Source organism: Pseudaquabacterium inlustre, from assembly GCF_038066595.1.
GTDB classification, from domain to species: domain Bacteria; phylum Pseudomonadota; class Gammaproteobacteria; order Burkholderiales; family Burkholderiaceae_C; genus Pseudaquabacterium; species Pseudaquabacterium inlustre.
Genome location: NZ_JBBUTH010000010.1, coordinates 1 through 16,962 on the forward strand (window position 1 = coordinate 1; position 16,962 = coordinate 16,962).

At 68.0% G+C, this 16,962-nt stretch carries 20 protein-coding genes, 1 pseudogene and 1 other annotated feature; of the genes and pseudogenes, 9 read left to right on the top strand and 12 right to left on the bottom strand.

Annotated features, from left to right (window positions below):
- Window positions 1-157 precede the first annotated feature (157 nt).
- A protein-coding gene (locus AACH10_RS20320) for an IS3 family transposase (protein ID WP_341412335.1) occupies window positions 158-1,383 on the bottom strand; the annotation gives its coding sequence in 2 pieces (ribosomal slippage) (window positions 158-1,092 and window positions 1,092-1,383; 1,227 coding nt in all).
- Window positions 989-1,105: a sequence feature (AL1L pseudoknot), on the bottom strand. (Overlaps the previous gene by 117 nt.)
- A gap of 47 nt (window positions 1,384-1,430) precedes the next feature.
- Between AACH10_RS20320 and AACH10_RS20325 the strand changes: the two are divergent.
- Window positions 1,431-1,559, top strand: a pseudogene (locus AACH10_RS20325) (IS5/IS1182 family transposase); the annotation flags it as partial.
- Window positions 1,560-1,643: 84 nt separating this feature from the next.
- On the opposite strand, the gene AACH10_RS20330 reads toward AACH10_RS20325, so the two are convergent.
- Window positions 1,644-2,375: an SMEK domain-containing protein gene (locus tag AACH10_RS20330; protein ID WP_341412336.1), complete on the bottom strand. Its 732-nt coding sequence runs from the start codon at window positions 2,373-2,375 to the stop codon at window positions 1,644-1,646.
- Between the two features lie 532 nt (window positions 2,376-2,907).
- On the opposite strand from AACH10_RS20330, the gene AACH10_RS20335 reads away from it, so the two are divergent.
- Window positions 2,908-3,939: a carbon-nitrogen hydrolase family protein gene (locus tag AACH10_RS20335; RefSeq protein WP_341412337.1), complete on the top strand. Its 1,032-nt coding sequence runs from the start codon at window positions 2,908-2,910 to the stop codon at window positions 3,937-3,939.
- Between the two features lie 156 nt (window positions 3,940-4,095).
- Window positions 4,096-5,103: an AraC-like ligand-binding domain-containing protein gene (locus AACH10_RS20340; RefSeq protein WP_341412338.1), complete on the top strand. Its 1,008-nt coding sequence runs from the start codon at window positions 4,096-4,098 to the stop codon at window positions 5,101-5,103.
- On the opposite strand, the gene AACH10_RS20345 is transcribed toward AACH10_RS20340, so the two are convergent.
- From AACH10_RS20345 to AACH10_RS20355, 3 genes are all read right to left on the bottom strand, one after another.
- The gene (locus AACH10_RS20345; RefSeq protein WP_341412339.1) at window positions 5,054-5,215 is read right to left on the bottom strand and encodes a hypothetical protein; all 162 of its coding nucleotides are present in this window, start codon (window positions 5,213-5,215) and stop codon (window positions 5,054-5,056) included. The genes AACH10_RS20340 and AACH10_RS20345 overlap by 50 nt on opposite strands.
- A gap of 60 nt (window positions 5,216-5,275) precedes the next feature.
- The gene (locus AACH10_RS20350; RefSeq protein WP_341412340.1) at window positions 5,276-5,695 is read right to left on the bottom strand and encodes a hypothetical protein; all 420 of its coding nucleotides are present in this window, start codon (window positions 5,693-5,695) and stop codon (window positions 5,276-5,278) included.
- Between the two features lie 69 nt (window positions 5,696-5,764).
- The gene (locus AACH10_RS20355) at window positions 5,765-5,890 is read right to left on the bottom strand and encodes a hypothetical protein (protein WP_341412341.1); all 126 of its coding nucleotides are present in this window, start codon (window positions 5,888-5,890) and stop codon (window positions 5,765-5,767) included.
- A gap of 202 nt (window positions 5,891-6,092) precedes the next feature.
- Between AACH10_RS20355 and AACH10_RS20360 the strand changes: the two genes are divergently transcribed.
- A complete protein-coding gene (locus tag AACH10_RS20360; protein ID WP_341412342.1) occupies window positions 6,093-6,581 on the top strand; it encodes a Bax inhibitor-1 family protein in 489 nt (162 codons plus the stop codon).
- A gap of 101 nt (window positions 6,582-6,682) precedes the next feature.
- Here AACH10_RS20360 and AACH10_RS20365 read toward each other — a convergent pair whose 3' ends face one another.
- The 3 genes from AACH10_RS20365 to AACH10_RS20375 all read right to left on the bottom strand — a co-directional run bounded on the left by AACH10_RS20365 (window position 6,683) and on the right by AACH10_RS20375 (window position 8,577).
- Entirely contained in the window at window positions 6,683-7,381 is a 699-nt protein-coding gene (locus AACH10_RS20365; protein WP_341412343.1) for a glutamine amidotransferase, read from the bottom strand.
- Entirely contained in the window at window positions 7,378-7,968 is a 591-nt protein-coding gene (locus AACH10_RS20370; RefSeq protein WP_341412344.1) for a peroxiredoxin family protein, read from the bottom strand. Before AACH10_RS20370 ends, AACH10_RS20365 begins: the two co-directional genes overlap by 4 nt.
- 63 nt (window positions 7,969-8,031) lie before the next feature.
- A complete protein-coding gene (locus AACH10_RS20375; protein WP_341412345.1) occupies window positions 8,032-8,577 on the bottom strand; it encodes a carboxymuconolactone decarboxylase family protein in 546 nt (181 codons plus the stop codon).
- 137 nt (window positions 8,578-8,714) lie between these two features.
- On the opposite strand from AACH10_RS20375, the gene AACH10_RS20380 reads away from it, so the two are divergent.
- From AACH10_RS20380 to AACH10_RS20395, 4 genes are all read left to right on the top strand, one after another.
- Window positions 8,715-9,557, top strand: a complete 843-nt coding sequence (locus tag AACH10_RS20380) for an AraC family transcriptional regulator (RefSeq protein ID WP_341412346.1) — start codon at window positions 8,715-8,717, stop codon at window positions 9,555-9,557.
- A gap of 167 nt (window positions 9,558-9,724) precedes the next feature.
- Window positions 9,725-10,450, top strand: coding sequence for a discoidin domain-containing protein (locus AACH10_RS20385; protein ID WP_341412347.1), 726 nt, complete (start codon window positions 9,725-9,727; stop codon window positions 10,448-10,450).
- Between the two features lie 243 nt (window positions 10,451-10,693).
- A complete protein-coding gene (locus AACH10_RS20390; RefSeq protein ID WP_341412348.1) occupies window positions 10,694-11,245 on the top strand; it encodes a hypothetical protein in 552 nt (183 codons plus the stop codon).
- Window positions 11,246-11,272: 27 nt separating this feature from the next.
- Window positions 11,273-12,457, top strand: a complete 1,185-nt coding sequence (locus AACH10_RS20395; protein ID WP_341412349.1) for an acetyl-CoA C-acyltransferase — start codon at window positions 11,273-11,275, stop codon at window positions 12,455-12,457.
- A gap of 42 nt (window positions 12,458-12,499) precedes the next feature.
- Here AACH10_RS20395 and AACH10_RS20400 read toward each other — a convergent pair whose 3' ends face one another.
- Together AACH10_RS20400 and AACH10_RS20405 are read right to left on the bottom strand one after the other, a co-directional pair.
- Complete coding sequence (locus tag AACH10_RS20400; protein ID WP_341412350.1) at window positions 12,500-14,884, bottom strand: fatty acid cis/trans isomerase; 2,385 nt, start codon at window positions 14,882-14,884, stop codon at window positions 12,500-12,502.
- Between the two features lie 55 nt (window positions 14,885-14,939).
- Window positions 14,940-15,551, bottom strand: a complete 612-nt coding sequence (locus AACH10_RS20405) for a Crp/Fnr family transcriptional regulator (RefSeq protein WP_341412351.1) — start codon at window positions 15,549-15,551, stop codon at window positions 14,940-14,942.
- Window positions 15,552-15,665: 114 nt separating this feature from the next.
- On the opposite strand from AACH10_RS20405, the gene AACH10_RS20410 reads away from it, so the two are divergent.
- On the top strand, window positions 15,666-16,541 hold the full coding sequence (locus tag AACH10_RS20410; RefSeq protein ID WP_341412842.1) for a sterol desaturase family protein: 876 nt from the start codon (window positions 15,666-15,668) through the stop codon (window positions 16,539-16,541).
- Here the strand turns inward: AACH10_RS20410 and AACH10_RS20415 are convergent.
- Window positions 16,514-16,756 carry a hypothetical protein gene (locus AACH10_RS20415; protein WP_341412352.1) on the bottom strand — a complete coding sequence of 81 codons (243 nt, stop codon included), beginning with the start codon at window positions 16,754-16,756 and terminating at the stop codon, window positions 16,514-16,516. The two genes, AACH10_RS20410 and AACH10_RS20415, sit on opposite strands and share 28 nt — an antisense overlap.
- 3 nt (window positions 16,757-16,759) lie before the next feature.
- Complete coding sequence (locus AACH10_RS20420) at window positions 16,760-16,954, bottom strand: hypothetical protein (protein ID WP_341412353.1); 195 nt, start codon at window positions 16,952-16,954, stop codon at window positions 16,760-16,762.
- Window positions 16,955-16,962: the final 8 nt, after the last annotated feature.

Below are 16,962 nucleotides of genomic sequence, written 5' to 3' on the forward strand. Positions count from 1 at the left end.
CAGGACCGGACGAACCAGCGTGTTGGCCCAGCAGGCATCGCGGCCGACATTGAGCGCATCGCCAACCGCATCAAGTCCAAGGTGCGTTCGCGGGTGGAACACGTATTCGCGGTGGTGAACCGCCCCTGGTTTCGCGGAGGCCAGTTGGTTTAAGTGGTCACACCGCTGCGGCCGATTGCTCGGCGAGTTGGCGGTAGTAGTTTGCCTCGGCCTCTGCCGGCGGGATGTAGCCCAGGGGCCCCATCAGGCGATGGTTGTTGAACCAGGAGACCCAGGTCAGGGTTGCCAGCTCCACAGCGTCACGGCTGCGCCAGCTGCGCCGGTGAATCACCTCGGCCTTGTACAGGCCGTTGATGGTCTCGGCCAGGGCGTTGTCGTAGCTGTCGCCCTTGCTGCCGACCGAGGGCTCCACGCCCGCTTCGGCCAGGCGCTCTGAGTACCGTATCGACACGTATTGCGATCCGCGGTCGCTGTGATGGATCAGGCTGCTGTCTCGCTCTGGCTGCCGGTCGTACAGCGCCTGCTCCAGCGCATCGAGCACGAAGTCGGTGGTCATCGAGTTGCTCACGCGCCAGCCCACGATGCGCCGTGCGAACACGTCCACCACGAAGGCCACGTACAGCCAGCTCTGCCAGGTCGAGACGTAGGTGAAGTCCGAGACCCAAAGCTGATTTGGACGGTCGGCGCGGAACTGTCGGTTGACCCTGTCCAGTGGGCACGGCGCCTTCGGATCGGCAATGGTGGTGCGCACCACCTTGCCACGACGCACGCCCTGCAGGCCCAGGCGACGCATCAGCCGCTCGACGGTGCAGCGGGCCACCACCACGCCTTCGCGGTTCATCTGCATCCAGACCTTGTCAGCGCCGTACACCTGCTGGTTGTCGTTCCAGACACGCTCGATGGTCGGCATCAACTGTGCGTCGCGCTGGGCCCTGGCACTGCACAGTTGCGGCTCACGCACACGGGCCGCATGCCGCCGGTAGGCCGACGGGGCGATCTGCAGCACCTCGCAGATCGGCTCGACCCCATGGACGCTGCGATGCTCGTCCACCAGCCGGTACATCACTTCAGTCGGCGGTCGAGCTCCGCCTGGGCGAAAAACGCGCTGGCCAGCTTCAGGATCTCGTTGGCCCGCCGCAACTCCTTCACCTCGCGCTCCAGATCCTTGATGCGCTGTGCCTCGGCCGTACTCACGCCCGACCGGGTGCCCGAATCCACCTCCGACTGCTTGACCCAGTCCAGCAGCGTCTGCGGCACGCAGCCGATCTTCGGCGCTATCGATTCGATCGCCGCCCACATCGACGGGTACTCCCCGCGCTGCTCCTGGACCATCCGGACAGCCCGCTCGCGGACCTCAGGTGAGAACTTGCTCGACTTCTTCATGGCTCCATCTTCTCAAGGGTTGGAGCCTCCGCGAAACCCGGGGCGGTTCAGTGGTGAAGCGCCAGTTCGGCTTCAGCAAAGTCCGCTACAAGGGCCTGGCGAGGAACGCGACACGCGCGTTCGTGGCGCTGGGCTTGGCGAACATCTACATGGCGCGCAAGCATCTGACGGAGTGAGTGCGTCCACAGTGGGCGTGCGACGCCCCAGTCGCCTCGAAACCGCCGAAAAATGCAGCATTGGCGTAGAGCAGCAGCGTCAGGTCAGGCAAGTTGGGTATCAGCCCGACGCAGCGTCGAAATCAACGCCTTGTTCAGCGTAGCCTTAGACTTTTCTTTGCGGTTCACCGTGCCCTTGCCGAGCAGTTCGGTGATCTCCGTCAGGCCTCGGGTCATATCGTTCACGTCGCCCTCGCATGACATGAAGTGCCTAACCGCGTTGCGGCTAATGTATCCAAGCGCGATTCGCAGGCACGCCACATCGTCGTAGGGATGGATCGAAGCGTAGTCCAAATGGCGGCGGATGGCGTCCAGAACGTCTTGCACCGGAACTTCGTCGCCGAGGTCCGTCAATTGATCGACAAGAAAACCAGGGCCAATCACTTCGCAATATGGTGGCACCTCAACCCGCTTGGCGTGCTTGCAGAAGCCGAAGATGTAGAGCTTGGCGTATCCGTCTTTGATTGATTTTCCGTTGGCGTCCTGTTTTTCGAAGGCCTGGATCGTCTTCTTTACCTTGTTGGCATCCGCCACCGAGGTGACCTGCACTGCGATTCCGCCGCTCTTGCCTTTGTCAGCTACATCAATGGCCGGAAAGCTCATCCGGAGCTGATCCATGCGTACAAGGTCCGCAATATTCAGGGCTTTGAAAACCTGGATCGTCAGTACCTCCAAAAGCCGCGACATATCGTTGAAGCCGGCGTCCTTTCCCAACTCGATGCGACGCTGCAGGATTGCAATGTCCTGGGTGAGATTCTTGATGAGCGCTTCAAGCAAAACAGTTAGCCTTAGGTTGTAGTTGGATGCGGGGCCAGCGAATCTCAGCTTTTCGTTCCACCTCAACACGGGGCTCGCAGAACGACCCTCGGCGCCCCCGACTACCGAGTAGCCTACCCGAAAGCCGACCGTCACGACCGGCCGCTGCTGGCCGAGTGCTGGTCACCACGAACTGCAGCTTCCTGGACACGAAGCGAGCGACCCTGAGGCAGGGTCATCCGGCAGCTTTCGGCAACGCCGAACGGCAGAAGTGGGTCGATTGCGGGTCCAGCCTGCCGACCACTGACTGACCGCTGCCAATCTGAACCAGGCGCCCGATCGACCCGCAAGAGCACTGGCCACTCGCCCTGTGCCGCCCCTGCAAAGCAGCCTGCCGACAAGTGCTCGGTCCGCATCTGAAACCCGCGGGCTCCTGCCCACCAGGAGACTTGTGAGCAAAAGAGCCGGGATGCCCAGGCAAGACTCAGCGCGCCGCTGACCCGACGATGGATGCAGCTCAATCGAGCCCGCTGCAACCTTCCAAGGAGTCATGATGCCTGCCCTGCAACACCCGAAGCTGCGCGTCGCCGCCGTCCAGGCCGCCCCCGAGTTCCTGGACCTCGAGGCCACGATCGACAAGACCATCGCGTACATGGAGCGCGCCGCCAACCAGGGCGTCGAGCTGATCGCCTTTCCGGAGACCTGGATTCCCGGCTACCCGTGGTGGATCTGGCTGGCGGCGCCGGCGCTGGGCATGCAATACGTGCAGCGCTATTTCGACAACGCGCTGGCCGTCGAGTCGGCCGAGTTCCAGCGCCTGGCCGATGCGGCCCGTCAGTGCAACATCTGGCTGTCCACGGGCTACAGCGAGCGCTCGGGCGGCAGCCTCTACATGGGCCAGGCGCTGATCGACAACCAGGGCAAGACGGTGCTGACGCGCCGCAAGCTGCGCCCCACACACGTCGAGCGCTCGGTCTTCGGTGACGGTGATGGCTCCGACCTGAGCGTGGCGGCCACGGCGATCGGCAACGTGGGCATGCTCAATTGCTGGGAGCACCTGCAACCGCTCAGCAAGTACGCCATGTATGCGCAGAACGAGCAGATCCATGTGGCCGCCTGGCCCAGTTTCTCGGTGTACCGCGGCGGCGCGCACGCCCTTGGCGCTGAGGTGAACAACGCCGCCAGCAGGGTGTATGCGGTGGAAGGCGGCTGCTTCGTCATCGCCCCGTGCGCCACGGTGTCGGCCAAGATGCAGGAGCTGCTGTGCACCGACGAGATGCAGCGTCAGTTCCTGCTCCAGGGTGGAGGCTTCGCGCGCATCTATGCGCCCGACGGGTCGGAGCTCGGCAATCGCCTCGAAGAGACCGAGGAAGGGCTGGTGGTGGCCGACATCGACCTGGGCATGATCGCCCAGGCCAAGGCCGCGGCCGATCCCGCCGGACACTACGCCCGCCCGGACGCCACCCGGCTTCTGCTCAACAAGACGCCGGGCACGCGGGTGATCTCGCAGGTGCCCGAAGGCTCCAGCTGGCGCGAGATGCCGGCGTCGGCCACGCCGGCTGTGGTGGCCGCAGTGGCGGAGTGACGCCTGGGGGCTGCTTGACTCGGCCTCTCCCTGTACTTGACTCAGCTTCTCCCCTACGGGCTTTCAGGCATTCGACTTGCATGCTTTGTGCGCTGCAATCCGGCCACTGGAAAGCCCACCCTCCGGCCCCAGCCGAAGGACCTGACGAGAAGCACCATGAGACAAGTCCTGACCACCGATGCCGTCGGCTCGCGAGACCGGCTGTCTTACTGGGTCGACATGATCTGCTCGACGTATGTGAGGCTGGACTGTTCGCCCCTGCCAGCGGCCGCCGGGACGTTCGATGGCGAGATCGAACATCACCGGCTGCCCGGGCTGGAGGTGTCCGTGGTGCGCTCAGGCCCGCAGACGGTGTTGCGCACGCGCGCCGCCATTGCCCGTGATCCGGAGGACTGCTTTCTGGTCGCGCTGCAGACGCGCGGGCACGGCATGGTGGAGCAGGACGGCCGCGAGACGCTGATGGCCCCGGGCGAGTTCGCCATTTACGACAGCCGGCGGCCCTACACGCTGCGCTTCAGCGAAGACTTCGAAGAGATGGTGCTGAAGGTTCGCGGTGAGGCGCTGCGCGCGACCGTGCGTGACGTCGAATCGTTGACAGCCACCAAGGTCTCGGGCACGACCGGGCCGGGGCGCATCCTGCACGCCATGCTGCACAGCCTGCGGGGCGAATTGGGCACGCTGCCGGCCGCATCGACCGCCGCGATCGGCGACAGCCTGCTGAGCCTGGTGGCCGCAGGACTGGGAACTCTGCGCGGCCCGCAACGCGTCGAGGCCAACGCGCTGCGGACCTACCACCTGGCGCGCATTCGGCGCCACATCGATGAGCACCTGCACGAGCCCGATCTGACGATCGAGTCGGTCGCGCACCAGCTCGGCATGTCGGTCAGCCATCTGCACCGGCTTTTCGCGGGCGAGCCTCACTCGCCGGCGCAGCACCTCTGGGCGCGGCGCATGGAACGGTGCTGCAAGGATCTGTCCGATCCCCGGCTGGCCAAACGGCCGGTGTCGGACATCGCCTTCCGCTGGGGCTTCAACGACGCCGCCCACTTCAGCCGGGCCTTCCGCGAGCGCTACGGCTGTCCGCCGCGCGAGTGGCGCCAGCGCGCGCTCGGGTTCAAAGAACCACTGCAACGGCGGCACTCACCGCGCCCATCAGCGCGCTGAACACACCGAGCAGCACGACATCGCGCTTCTCATTGCCCAGGTGCCAGGCGTGGAAGGTGACCCCGGCCAGACAGAGGGTCAGGATACCCAGGAGCAGCGTGCCGGTGTCCATCGGGATTCCGTTGTTCAGGATGCGTGGCGTTCGTTGGCGGCGACGATGAGGCGGGTGCCATCAGCCTGCTGCCAGCGACGAGGTGGCACGGTGACGGGATGCGCGGCCATCCTGGCGGCGCCACAGCGCGATGAGCAGGTGCAGCCCCGCACCCAGCAGCACGAGCAAGACGCTGCCGATGCTCCAGATCACCCATGTCGCCACGGTCAGGCCACTTGCCAGCGCCGGTGCGGCCTGGAGCAGTCCATCGACGAACGGCGCAAGGCCCGCCACGAGCTGACTGGCCCACTGCGCGACTTCGGGCGGCAACCAGGCAGACAGCCAATCCGGCACGGTGATGTTGACCTTGCCTGATGCAACCCCGGTGAGCGCGTCTGCATTCGAGACCGTCCACACCGCAACGGCATGCAATGCCCAGGCGCACAGCGACCACAGCGCCAGCAGAGCCACGATGGCGAACCAACCGAGTGCGTAAAACATGTTCGGACCTTCTCTGGCTTTCGAATGACCCGAAGTGTGGGGACTGGCTGGCTGAGGAAGAACCAGCTTTCAAAGCAGATTGACTTCGATTTTCTCGAAGAAAGTTTTCAGCCTCGCAAGGGCGTCCAAGACGATTTGCGCGCGGCTTCCAGCGGCCTGAGTGCTCTTCAATGAGCAGGTTTTCTCGATGAGCATGTTCCAGAGGTGCTGATTTTTCAGAACTGCCGGGCATCCCATATTCCGTCTGTCTCTCAATCGACGGAGATCCGTGATGCAAGTGCTCTTCCAGTCCCGCCATCCACAAGCCACAGACTTGCGCGATCTGACCGCGCGCCGCATGCGCCGACGCCTCATCAGTCCCGAACGCTGAACCCCCATCACCCCAGGACTCGACACCATGACCTCGATGACGTCCATTCCCTCGACCGCTCGTCCGGAGACCGTGCATGCGGTGCCGAACGTCGCAGGCAGCGCGACGCACGCGGATGTTGCCGTTACGCGCCGTGTCCTGCGCAACACCTACGCCCTGCTGTCGATGACGCTGCTGTTCAGCGCGGCCATTGCCGCCGCCAGTGTGGCGTACCAGTTGCCGGCGCCAGGCATGCTGCTGACGCTGGGCGGCTACTTCGGACTGCTCTTCGCCGTCTACAGGCTCAAGAACAGCGGCTGGGCCCTGCCTGCGGTGTTCGCGCTGACGAGCTTCATGGGCTACTCCCTGGGGCCGGTGCTGGCCAAGTCGCTGGCTTTGCCAGGCGGCGCACAGGTTGTCACCCTGGCCCTGGCGGCCACGGGCGCCACCTCATCGTCACTGGCGGCGAGACCAACTACGTGCTGGCCACCGTCGGGCTGTACATCTCGATCTTCAACCTGTTCACCAGTCTGCTGAGCCTCTTCGGCTTCGGCAGTTCGGATGAATGAACCCTGACCAGGCACTCCCCACGCCATGCGCCACCTGCACCGATGGCGCCGGATGGGTTCATGGCGTGCTCATGGCCACACGCGATCAAACCAGTCGGTCAGCACCGCATCCAGGGCTTGCGCGAGTCCGGCGCGGTGCCGGGCCGCGGCCCGACGCAGCGCCGCGATGTCGATGCCGGCCTGTTGCAGCTCGCCGGCATGGCCGATCAGCCATTGCTCGATGCGTGCGGCATCGACCTCCAGATGGAACTGCCAGGCCATTGCCTGCTCGCCCACCATGAAAGCCTGATGCGGGCATGCGGGCGTGGTGGCCAGCGACGCACAGCCTGCGGGCAGCTCAAATTGATCGCCGTGCCAGTGCAGCACTGGTTGCGCACCGACACGCGCCAGCGGGCTGGCGCTGCCTGGCGAAGTGAGCGTCAGTGGCCCGAAGCCGATCTCCTTGTGACCCATCGGCGCGACGGCCGCGCCCAGCGCCCGCGCCATCAGTTGCGCGCCGAGGCAGATGCCCAGCAGCGGCCGCGCGCTGGCCAGGCGCCGCTGGATCAGATCGACTTCGTCGGCGAGGAAGGGATACAGCGCGTCGTCATAAGCACCGATCGGCGCGCCAAGCACGATCAGCAGGTCGACCTGTGCCAGATCGATCGTGCGCAGGTCGTCGACCCCGGCGTCGTACGTCACATTGCGCCAGCCCTGGCGCCGGAGCCAGGGCTCGATCAGGCCAAGGTCTTCGAAGGCGAGGTGCCGGATGGCGACAGCGGTCTTCATCGGGCAACCTCGGCCACGATGCAGCCTGCCGATGAGCAGGCACCGTCGTCTGGTCTGCCCGGCAGCGAAGCGGATGCATCTGCCGGCATCGCCTCGGCGCCCGGCCGGCTGGCGATCAAGCCACCCAGCAACGCCCCGAGCGCCAGGTCATCCATGCGGCCGAAGTGGTGCAACTGCACCCGGCCCTGGCGGTCCAGCACGATGCACGAGGGTGTGCCGCGCAGGCCGTAGCGCGTCATCGTCCGCGACGGGCCGCCGCGGCCGTCGGGTCGATCCACGCCGATGGGGAAGGACCAGCGGTACTCGTCGATGAAGGCCTGCAGCGCCTGGACCGACATCACGTCATGGTGCTCGAAGACGGTGTGCAAGCCGATGACGGCCAATTCGTCCGCCGGGAAGTCCTGGCGCACCCGCTCAGCCTGCGGCAGGCCATGGGCCACACAGGCCGGGCACAGCATCTGGAAGGCGTGCAGCAGTACCACGCGGCCACGTAGCGAGGCGAGTGTGATGGACGCTGGCGCGTTCAGCCAGGTGCTCACGTCCCATTCGGGCAGCACCGGGTGCGATGGCGAGGCGGGGTGGGGCATGGGGTCTCCTGAGTGGTGCCGGCCCCCGGCCTCAAGTGCCGAGGGCCGGTCGGTCGCGGGTGATCAGGCGGCGCGGCGCAGCGCCACCTTCGGGAAGTCCACGGGCACGTTCAGCGCCACGTTCACGTAGTTGGTGAACAGGTTCAGTGCGACGTGGGCCACGATCTCGACGATGCCCTCGTCGGTGAAGCCCACCTCGCGCAGGCGGCGTACGTCATCGCCATGGACCTGACCGCGCTGCTCGACGAGCGCAAGCGCGAAGCGCAGCGCCGCATCGGTCTTCGGGTCGGTGGCTTGACCGGCTTGCGCCGCCGCCATCTCCTCGGCCGTTGCACCAGCCTTGCGGCCCAGTGCGGTGTGGGCCGCCAGGCAGTACTCGCATGCGTTGCGGTTGGCCACGGCCACCGCGAGCTGCTCGCCCAGCTTGGCGGGAATGCTGCCGCCGCCCAGTGCGCCGAACGAGCCCCACATGCTGCGCAGCGCGGCCGGTGAGTTGGCCACGGCGCGGAACATGTTGGGCACGGTGCCAAAGGCTTGCTGGATCTGGGTCAGCAGGGCGGCGCGGTCAGCCGTGGTCTGGGTGGCATCGATCAGGGGAACGTGGCTCATGCGGGGTCTCCGGGGATAGCGAGCGACGGGTGCCGCTCGACGGATTGCATGTTGGCCGGAAAGCCTGGATGATGGGTGTCATGAAGTCCAAGGAACTTGACCCATCGTCCAGAGATGCAGCGCAGGTACCGCCAGCGGTGGACCGGCTGTCCGCGCTGCTGGAGCGCTTTCACGTGCGCGCCTCGCTGTTCCACACCGGGCCGCTGTGCGGACGCACCACCTACGAGGCGCAGCCGGATCGCGCGTTCCTGCATGTGCTGCGGCGCGGGCAGTTGCGCATCGAGCATGGCGTGCGCAAAGGCGTGCCACGGCGCATGGTGGTGGACGAGCCGACCCTGCTGCTCTACCCACGGGCCCTGCACCACAGCTTCATCAACCCGCCGCGCGAGGGCTCGGACTTCACCTGCGCCACGCTGCAGTTCGCCGGCGGTGACCGCAACCCCATCGTCGCGGCGCTGCCACCGCTGCTGCAGGTGCCGCTGGACGCGGTGCCCGGCCTGCGGCCTGCGCTGGACTTGCTCTTTGCCGAAACGGATCAGGTTCGCTGCGGCTCACGCCTGCTGGCCGACCGGCTGTTCGAGGTGGTGCTGATCCAACTGTTGCGCTGGGTCATCGACCATCCTCAGGCGGTGGGTGTCAGCAGCGGGCTGGTGATGGGTTTGAGCGACCCGCGGTTGGCCCGCGCCCTGGTGGCCTTGCATGGCGCGCCGCAGGACGACTGGACGCTGTCGAAGATGGCGGCTGTGGCTGGCATGTCGCGCAGTGCTTTTGCCGAGGCCTTCAAGACCGTGACTGGAACGACGCCCTCGGCCTACCTGACCGACTGGCGCCTGACACTGGCCTCGACGCTGCTGCGCACAGGCCAGCCGCAGAAGCTGGTGGCCGCGGAACTGGGCTTCTCGTCGGGGTCGTCGCTGAGCCGGGCGTTCAGGCAGCGCTTCGGGGCGGCGCCGCGAGAGTGGCTGGCCGCGCAGGTGTAGCCGCTGCCTGTCCCTTGTGCCATTCGCCGGAAGGCTTGCAGTGGCAGCCCGTCCTCTCCGTCGACTCCTCCCCCCGCAGCTGAGGGGGGATCGCCTCAGCCGATGAGCCTCGGCGCGGCAGCGGGTTGCGTACCCAGGCAGTTCCACTCGATCGTCGGGAGCCGCCCATGACCTCGCCAGCCTTCAAGCCTTCAGCCAGACTCTGTGCCCGCACCCTGCGTGCCGCCCTCTGGAGAATGTCCAGAACCCACGCCGCCTCCGCTGCCCTGGCGGTTGGGGCGACCATTCTGGCCACGCCGGCATACGCGCTCGACCTCACCACGCTGGCCGCTGCCACGGCAACGGCCAGCAGCTGCTACACCGGCTGCGGCAAGGCCGCTTACGACGCCAGCAACATCCTCGACGACGACCGCGGCCAGACCGGCAACACCGGACTCAACAGCTGGAACAGCGGTGGTTTCGGTGGCTGGGTGCAGGTGGATTTTGGCGCCAGTTACATGCTCGACCGCGTCGAGCTCTATGGCGGCTATCCGTACGACAACCCCTTCACCCTCTCCGTCAGCATGGACGGCAGCCGCTGGACCACCCTGGCCACCGGGTCGTACCACCTCGAGTCCCTGCTCAGCTATGCCGGCACAGGCGGCCTCAAGTACGGCGCCGTGTACGACAGCAGCCTCAACGCGGCCAACGCGCTCGCCTCAGGCGTCGAGGCCCGCTACCTGCGCTACAGCGTCAACGCCGGCACGCGACAGTGGGGTTACCTCTACGAGATCGAAGCCCAAGGCCATCTTGCCGCCGCGCCGGTACCCGAGCCGTCGGCCGCACTGATGGCCGCCGCTGGCCTTGGACTGCTCGTCTGGCGGTCGCGCCGCCACGCATCGAGAGTCGCGTGAGAGGTTGCCTCATCCAGTCACAACGGATCGGCGTCGGCGGTTGAAGGCGAGGGCAGGGCGGCCGCGGAGGGCGTCGACCACCCGGGATGGCGTTGATGCACATCCTGTGCTGTGAGGCCTGTGCACTGGTCACATTGAACGGCGCGGGAGCGCCTTTGAGAATTTGCGAGCACCGACGGCATTGCCAATCACCTTGGCACAGCGCGTCGGGCGCCTCTCATCCGCTCCCAGGACGCCATGGCCATGACCACGCGTGCAGTGCGCGAGATTCGCACACTGCAAGACATCGAACAACTCGAACGGCAGCCGCTCGAGGCCCTCATCCCGTCGCGCAACCTCTACGAGTTGCTGCACGCCAATGCTGCGCTGCACGGGGACCGCCCGGCCCTCACGGTGCTGGGCTCGGGCCGTGTGGGCGATGTGCTGGCCAGCTTCACGCACCGGGCCTTGCTGGGCGAGGTGACCCGGGCGGTCAACCTGTTCACGGCCCTCGGTCTGGGGACTGGCAGTGTCATCAGCATCCTGTCGCGCACCCATGCGAGGGTGCCGGCGCTGTTGCCACTGGTGCACGAGGATGCGCCGACGCGGATGATCCTGCTGGCTGGAGCGGGAAGCTTCGAGTCGGCCCACATCACCTTGACCCAGGGCGTGCACGTGGACGAGGCCGATGATGCGGCCGAGTGGCTGTGCGACCACCTGGATGCCGTGAGCTCTCGCGCGGGCGAGGTGGTGCCGGAGCAGGGCTGGGAGCAGTACCGGCTCGAGCTGGCCAAGGCCTCTTTCCAACCGGCCTGAGCGCGTCTGCGCCAAGAGGAGTCGTTGATGAGAGAAGCCGTCATCGTGGCCACGGCCCGCACGGGCATTGCCCGTGCGTACCGCGGCAGTCTGAATCGGACCCGATCACCCAGCCTGATGGGCCACGTGATCCGCCATGCCGTGCAGCGCGCGGGAATCGATGCGGCCGAGGTCGAGGACGTGCTGGTCGGCACGGTGCTGGGCGCCGGCACCGCCGGCATGAACCTGGCGCGCAACGCGGTCTTCGCGACGGGCCTGCCGGTCACGGTTGCCGGGCAGACCATGGACCGCCAATGCGCCTCGGGCCTGATGGCCATCGCCACGGCGGCCAAGCAGATCATCGTGGACGGCATGGACGTGCTGGTCGCCGGCGGACAGGAGAACATCACCGCCGAACAGCGCGCCTACTTCGACGGCGTGCAGGCCGCGAAGGATCCGCAGGCCGAGCGCTTCGCCCCCCATGCGTACATGCCGATGCTGCAGACGGCGGAGTTCGTCAGCCGCCGGTACGGCATCAGCCGCGCGGCACAGGATGCCTATGCCCTGGCATCGCAGCAGCGCACCGCAGCGGCGCAGGCGGCGGGCCGCTTCGACCAGGAGATCGTGCCCATCGAGGTGGTGCAGGAGGTGCATGACAAAGCGACGGGCGAGCGCCGCGTGCAGCGGGTGGTGCTGAGCCGGGACGAGGGCAACCGCCCGGACACGACGCTGGAAGGTCTCGCTGCGCTGCAGCCGGTGCTGGAGGGCGGTGTCGTCACCGCGGGCAACGCGAGCCAGCTGTCCGACGGGGCATCGGCTTGCGTGCTGATGGAACGATCACTCGCCAGGCAACGCGGCCTGGACCCTCTGGGAATCTACCGCGGCATGGCCGTGGCCGGCTGCGCGCCCGAAGAGATGGGCATCGGCCCGATCCACGCCATCCCCAAGCTGCTCCAGCGGCACGGCCTGCGCGTGCAGGACATCGACCTGTGGGAGCTCAACGAGGCCTTTGCCTGCCAGGCCTTGTACTGCCGAGATCACCTCGGCATCGACCCCGAACGCTACAACGTCAACGGCGGCGGCATCGCCATCGGCCATCCCTACGGCATGACCGGTGCACGGCTGGTGGGCCATGCGCTGATCGAGGGCCGACGCCGCGGCGCGCGGCATGTCGTGGTCTCGATGTGCGTGGGCGGTGGCATGGGGGCTGCAGCGCTGTTCGAACTGGCGTGAGGCGACCGCGGCGCCGGCCCGGCTGACGCGCACTGGCTGGCTCTACCGGTTCTCCAGCCGACTCCAGTCCACCACGCCCGCCTCGGCCGGCGCCCAACGGCGGTAGGCCGACATCAGTGCGTCGCTGGCGTCCCAGAAGCGCGCATCGGTGCGGCGGATCGCAAACCGGTCGGCCAGGGCGCGGTAGTCGTCCTCGGTCTTCAGGCGGGCGATGGCCTGCACCAGGGCGGGCAGCTGGGCCGGCGTGGCATGCAGCAGGGCGTTGGGATAGGCGCCGATGAAGCCGGGGGCCACGGTGAGGCGGTGCTCGTCGGGCGCCAGCATCGCGTTCTCGCGCAGCAGGGTGCTCACGTTCAGGTGGCCGGTGTCGCGCAGCAGGCTCACATAGCGTGCTGCCGTACCGCCGGTGCTGTCCGTGTCGATGCGCAGCACGGTCACTTCGGGCAGCCATTGCAGGGCAGGGCCACGCAGTGCGGCCAGTTGCTGCAGGGCCTGGCGGGCGGTGGGGTCGGGCTCTGTGGAGGCGTTGATGTCGTGGCGATGGGTCAGCACCGGGGCCAGGCGCTGGTGCAGCAGGCGGTACAGGTGCTGCTGGGCATCGGTGCCGGCGGGGTAGGGGACGCCGCTCTCGGCCTCGAAGCGGTACACGCCGCCCAGCACGCGGCGCTTCACCTCATCGCTGCTGCCGCGGTACCAGGTGTCGCGCAGCGGGATGCGCGCGGCCTTGGGCAGCAGCATCAAGAAGTGCGCCTCGCCTTCCATGCGCAGGAAGTCCATCGACAGCCGGGTGTGCAACTGGTGCGCGGTGCTGCCGTACACGTCGTAGCCGGCCACCAGCAGGTAGTAGATGCGTTCCAGCAGCGGGTAGCCGATCACCCAGGCGGTCTTGGGTGCGTCGCCGATCAGTCCGCGCTCCACGGTGGCGCTGTCGAAGTGGCGAAAGATGGTGAGCGCGGCATTCGGGTTGTGGCCGTCGCCGTTCCACACAAAGCGCAGGTCAATCGGCTGGCGGCCGGGGCCGAACGTCGCTTCCATGGCCTGGCTCTTGGCCGCCAGCAGCGCGTCCTCGCCCTGCGCGATGGCGCGCCAGGCCAGCAGGCTGGGGCTGCTGCCGTCGGCGGCGGGCATGCGCAGCAGTTCGGCCTCACGCGCCACCAGCTGGGCCGCATCGTCGCTGGCGCCCGTTTCGGGGTCGACGAAGAACACCCAGAAGCGGTCCTGGATCACGTCCAGCGCGGTCTGGCCGCGGCACACCGGGCCCTTGATGAAGTTGTTGACGAAGTAGCCCGCGTCGTCCAGCAGAAAGCGGTAGCGGCTGCGCAGCGGCAGCGCGGCAAAGGTCTTGAACGGGTTCGATGCCACCTCGGGCGCATAGCCCGGCAGGCTGTCCACCGCGTAGGCTGGCTGCAGAAACCACTCGCGCCAGCGCGCCATGCGCGCGGCGCTCAGCGTGTAGGGCATGTGGGTCTTGGCCAGCAGGGTCTCGCTGTCCCATTGCAGGCGGTAGTACGGCCGGCCCTGCGCGCCGTGGGCCTGGGGATCGTCAAACGGCCGGCGCGTGGCGATCAGCTCGATCGGGTGGCCCGGCGGCGTGTGGCTGCGCACCAGCCGGAAGACGTGGCGCTGCGCATCGCCCTCGAACACCAGGTGGCCCAGGTACAGGTGCTCGTACAGGTAGCGGCCCACCAGCTGCTCCTTGCGGCTGGCGCCATTGAGCAGGGCCTCCCACTGCGCCACCTGGGCAGTGATGGCGGCGGGCAGGGCGGGCGCGGGGTCATCGGGCGCGCCAGCCACCAGCCAGCGGCGCACCAGATCGATCTCGGCCGCGCTCAGCCCGGGCAGGCCGTAGGGCATGCCGGCCAGTGGCTGCCGCTGGGCATGGGCATCGAACTCGGCCAGCTTGGGGCAGCTGGCCTCGCGGTTGAGCGAGAAGTCGAAGTCGCGATCCGACAGCAGCGGCGTGCCGGGCAGCGGGTGCAGACTCTTGAGCTGCAGGCTGCGCCACAGCACGCTGGCGGCCAGCTGGTGATCGGGGGCGGGGCTGCGCTCGTTCAGCACCGGGTCGAAGCCCATGCTGCGCCATTGCGAGGCGCGCTGCGCATCCACGCCCAGGCGGGTGAGTGGCGCCTCGGCCAGGCGGATGTCGCCGTACACGCTGGCCTTGCTGAGGCCGCGGGCGATGCCGTCCCAGCGCGTGAGCTTGAGCTGGCAGGGCGCGTCGTAGCAGCCGTGGCACACCACGCAGCGGCTGTCGAACAGCGGCTTGATGTCGCGCGTGTAGCTGGGCGCGCCGGCCGTGGGCGGCAGCGGCGCATCGTGCCGCGTGGGCTCTGCGGGGCCGAAGCGCTCGTCCAGCGCCGTGGCGGCCAGCGTGGCGCAACCCACCAGCAGGCTGGCCAGCAGGGCCAGCCACAGCGGGCGCCTCAACAGGCGGACAAGTGGGAGCTCAGACAGGGCAGGGCGCATCGGCGGGGCGGGCATTTCAGGAGGGGGGCAAGCCGGGCACGGCCTGGCGCTGCCTGATGCGCCGTCGGATGCGCGACAGCGCCACGTTGGTGATGCCCAGGTAGCTGGCCACATGGTGCAGCGCCAGGCGCGCGGCGAGGTCGGGCTGCTCGGCCAGGAACAGGGCATAGCGCTCTTCGGCGCTGTGCATGGTGAGCGAGGCCTCGCGGCGCGACTGGGCCATCAGGTTGGCCACCAGCGCATCGGTCAGCGTGGCTTGCCAGCCGGGCTGGTGCTGCAGCAGGGCGACCAGTGCGGCATGGCTCAGCGCCACCAGGCGGCCGGGCTCCAGCGCCTCGATGGCCACGCTGGCGGCCACCGGTGCGCCGCGCGGCGGCGGCATGCCGGCCCACTGGCCTTCGGGATGGAAGGCGCAGTTGCGCTCGCGGCCCTGGGCATCGAGAAAGTGGCTGCGCAGCAGACCCTGCTCCACGAACCACACTGCCGCCATCGGCTGGCCCACGGCCTGCAGCACTTCGCCAGCGGCCACCGCCCGCCGCGGCAGCGCGGCCCAGGCCGCCTGGCGCTCGGGCTGGGCGGCCAGCCAGCTGGCGAAGGCGGGGCCGCAGGCGGGGCAGGCTTCGGTCATGGCCTCATTCTGGCGTGGGTTGGGTGTGAACCCGGGTTAATGCAGGTCTGCTTCGGTCGCCGCACGATGCCGCCCATGAACACTGCAACACCTGCATCACGCCCCGCCTTGCATGTGAACTGGCCGCACCTGCTGCTGCTGGCCGCGCTGCCGCCCTTCGTTGTGGCCTGCGGCCGCGCCGGGCTGTCGGATGCCAACATGCTCACGCTGGGCACGCTGCTGTCGCTGGCCTGGCTGATGTGGGCCGAGCGGCGCTGGCCCGCCCGGCCCGACTGGACACCCGGCCGCAGCGAGCTGCTGCGCGACGGCGCCTTCCTGGGCCTGAACGCCGCCACCGATGCGCTGGGCGGCTTGCTGGTGGCTGCGCTGGCGTTGCACCTGCGCGCACTGTGGCCGGCAACGGCAGCCCCCATGGCCGGCGTAGCGCCCTGGTTCGCCTGGCCGCTGGCCGTGGCCTTGGGTGAGCTGGGACCTTACGCGCTGCACCGCTGGGCGCATGCCGATGGCTGGGGCTGGCGCGTCCACGCGCTGCACCACGCGCCTGAACGCGTGAACGCCAGCAACAACATCGCCACGCACCCGATCAACGTGCTGTGGAACCAGCTCTCGCGCGTGCTGCCCTGGCTGCTGCTGGGCTTCGATGCGCACGTGATCGCCTGGGCGGCGCTGTTCATCCAGGTGCAGAGCTTTGCGGTGCATGCCAACATCGCCGGCGCACTCGGCCCGCTGAACCGCCTGATCGGTACGGCCGAGCTGCACCGCTGGCACCACAGCATCCACCCCGCCGAGGCGCTGAACTACGGCACCGCCATCCCGCTGTGGGATCAGTTGCTGGGCACTTGGCGCTCTCCGGGCTCAACGGGCCCGGCGCGTGTGGGCGTGGCCGGCGTACCGGGCGGCGCGGCCTGGCGCGTGTGGCGGGCGTTGCTGCTGGCGCCGTTCTGCGCGCGCTGCAACCGTGCTCAACGCAGCACGCCGCGCCGAGCCTGAGCCTGGGCATACAGCGCGAACAGCAGCAACAGCGCCGCGATCACCGCGCTGGTGATGCTCATCTGCCGGCCCAGGATGGCCGCACCGTTGGTGAGCAGATGGTTGTAGGCCACGTTGATGCCGAAGGCCGCCAGCGACAGCCAGAACACCGGTGCGGCCAGCGCCCGCCGCAGCAGCAGCGCAATGGACGCGGCAAAGGCGCTGAACACCCCCACGGCCTACACCGCCATCATCCACAGCGGCATGGCCTGGTAGTGCGCCACCTGCTCGGGCGTGAAGCCCGCGCTGGCCAGGTAGGCCGGGCCCTTGGCGAGGTTCATCACGTAGTCGAACACGCCGATGGCGTTGAACAGCGTGGCGACCACGCCCACCAGCCGCAGGTGCCAGGGGGTCTTGGCGGGGGTGTCTTGCATGGCGGACT

Excerpts from the sequence above, each read along its gene's own strand:
- AACH10_RS20405 (WP_341412351.1), bottom strand. The coding sequence starts at position 15,551 with ATGACCGAAGCCTGCCCCGCCTGCGGCCCCGCCTTCGCCAGCTGGCTG.
- AACH10_RS20360 (WP_341412342.1), top strand. The coding sequence starts at position 6,093 with ATGACCTCGATGACGTCCATTCCCTCGACCGCTCGTCCGGAGACCGTG.
- AACH10_RS20390 (WP_341412348.1), top strand. The coding sequence starts at position 10,694 with ATGACCACGCGTGCAGTGCGCGAGATTCGCACACTGCAAGACATCGAA.
- AACH10_RS20365 (WP_341412343.1), bottom strand. The coding sequence starts at position 7,381 with ATGAAGACCGCTGTCGCCATCCGGCACCTCGCCTTCGAAGACCTTGGC.
- AACH10_RS20345 (WP_341412339.1), bottom strand. The coding sequence starts at position 5,215 with ATGGACACCGGCACGCTGCTCCTGGGTATCCTGACCCTCTGTCTGGCC.
- AACH10_RS20350 (WP_341412340.1), bottom strand. The coding sequence starts at position 5,695 with ATGTTTTACGCACTCGGTTGGTTCGCCATCGTGGCTCTGCTGGCGCTG.
- AACH10_RS20420 (WP_341412353.1), bottom strand. The coding sequence starts at position 16,954 with ATGCAAGACACCCCCGCCAAGACCCCCTGGCACCTGCGGCTGGTGGGC.
- AACH10_RS20375 (WP_341412345.1), bottom strand. The coding sequence starts at position 8,577 with ATGAGCCACGTTCCCCTGATCGATGCCACCCAGACCACGGCTGACCGC.
- AACH10_RS20335 (WP_341412337.1), top strand. The coding sequence starts at position 2,908 with ATGCCTGCCCTGCAACACCCGAAGCTGCGCGTCGCCGCCGTCCAGGCC.
- AACH10_RS20385 (WP_341412347.1), top strand. The coding sequence starts at position 9,725 with ATGACCTCGCCAGCCTTCAAGCCTTCAGCCAGACTCTGTGCCCGCACC.
- AACH10_RS20340 (WP_341412338.1), top strand. The coding sequence starts at position 4,096 with ATGAGACAAGTCCTGACCACCGATGCCGTCGGCTCGCGAGACCGGCTG.
- AACH10_RS20355 (WP_341412341.1), bottom strand. The coding sequence starts at position 5,890 with ATGCTCATCGAGAAAACCTGCTCATTGAAGAGCACTCAGGCCGCTGGA.
- AACH10_RS20395 (WP_341412349.1), top strand. The coding sequence starts at position 11,273 with ATGAGAGAAGCCGTCATCGTGGCCACGGCCCGCACGGGCATTGCCCGT.
- AACH10_RS20370 (WP_341412344.1), bottom strand. The coding sequence starts at position 7,968 with ATGCCCCACCCCGCCTCGCCATCGCACCCGGTGCTGCCCGAATGGGAC.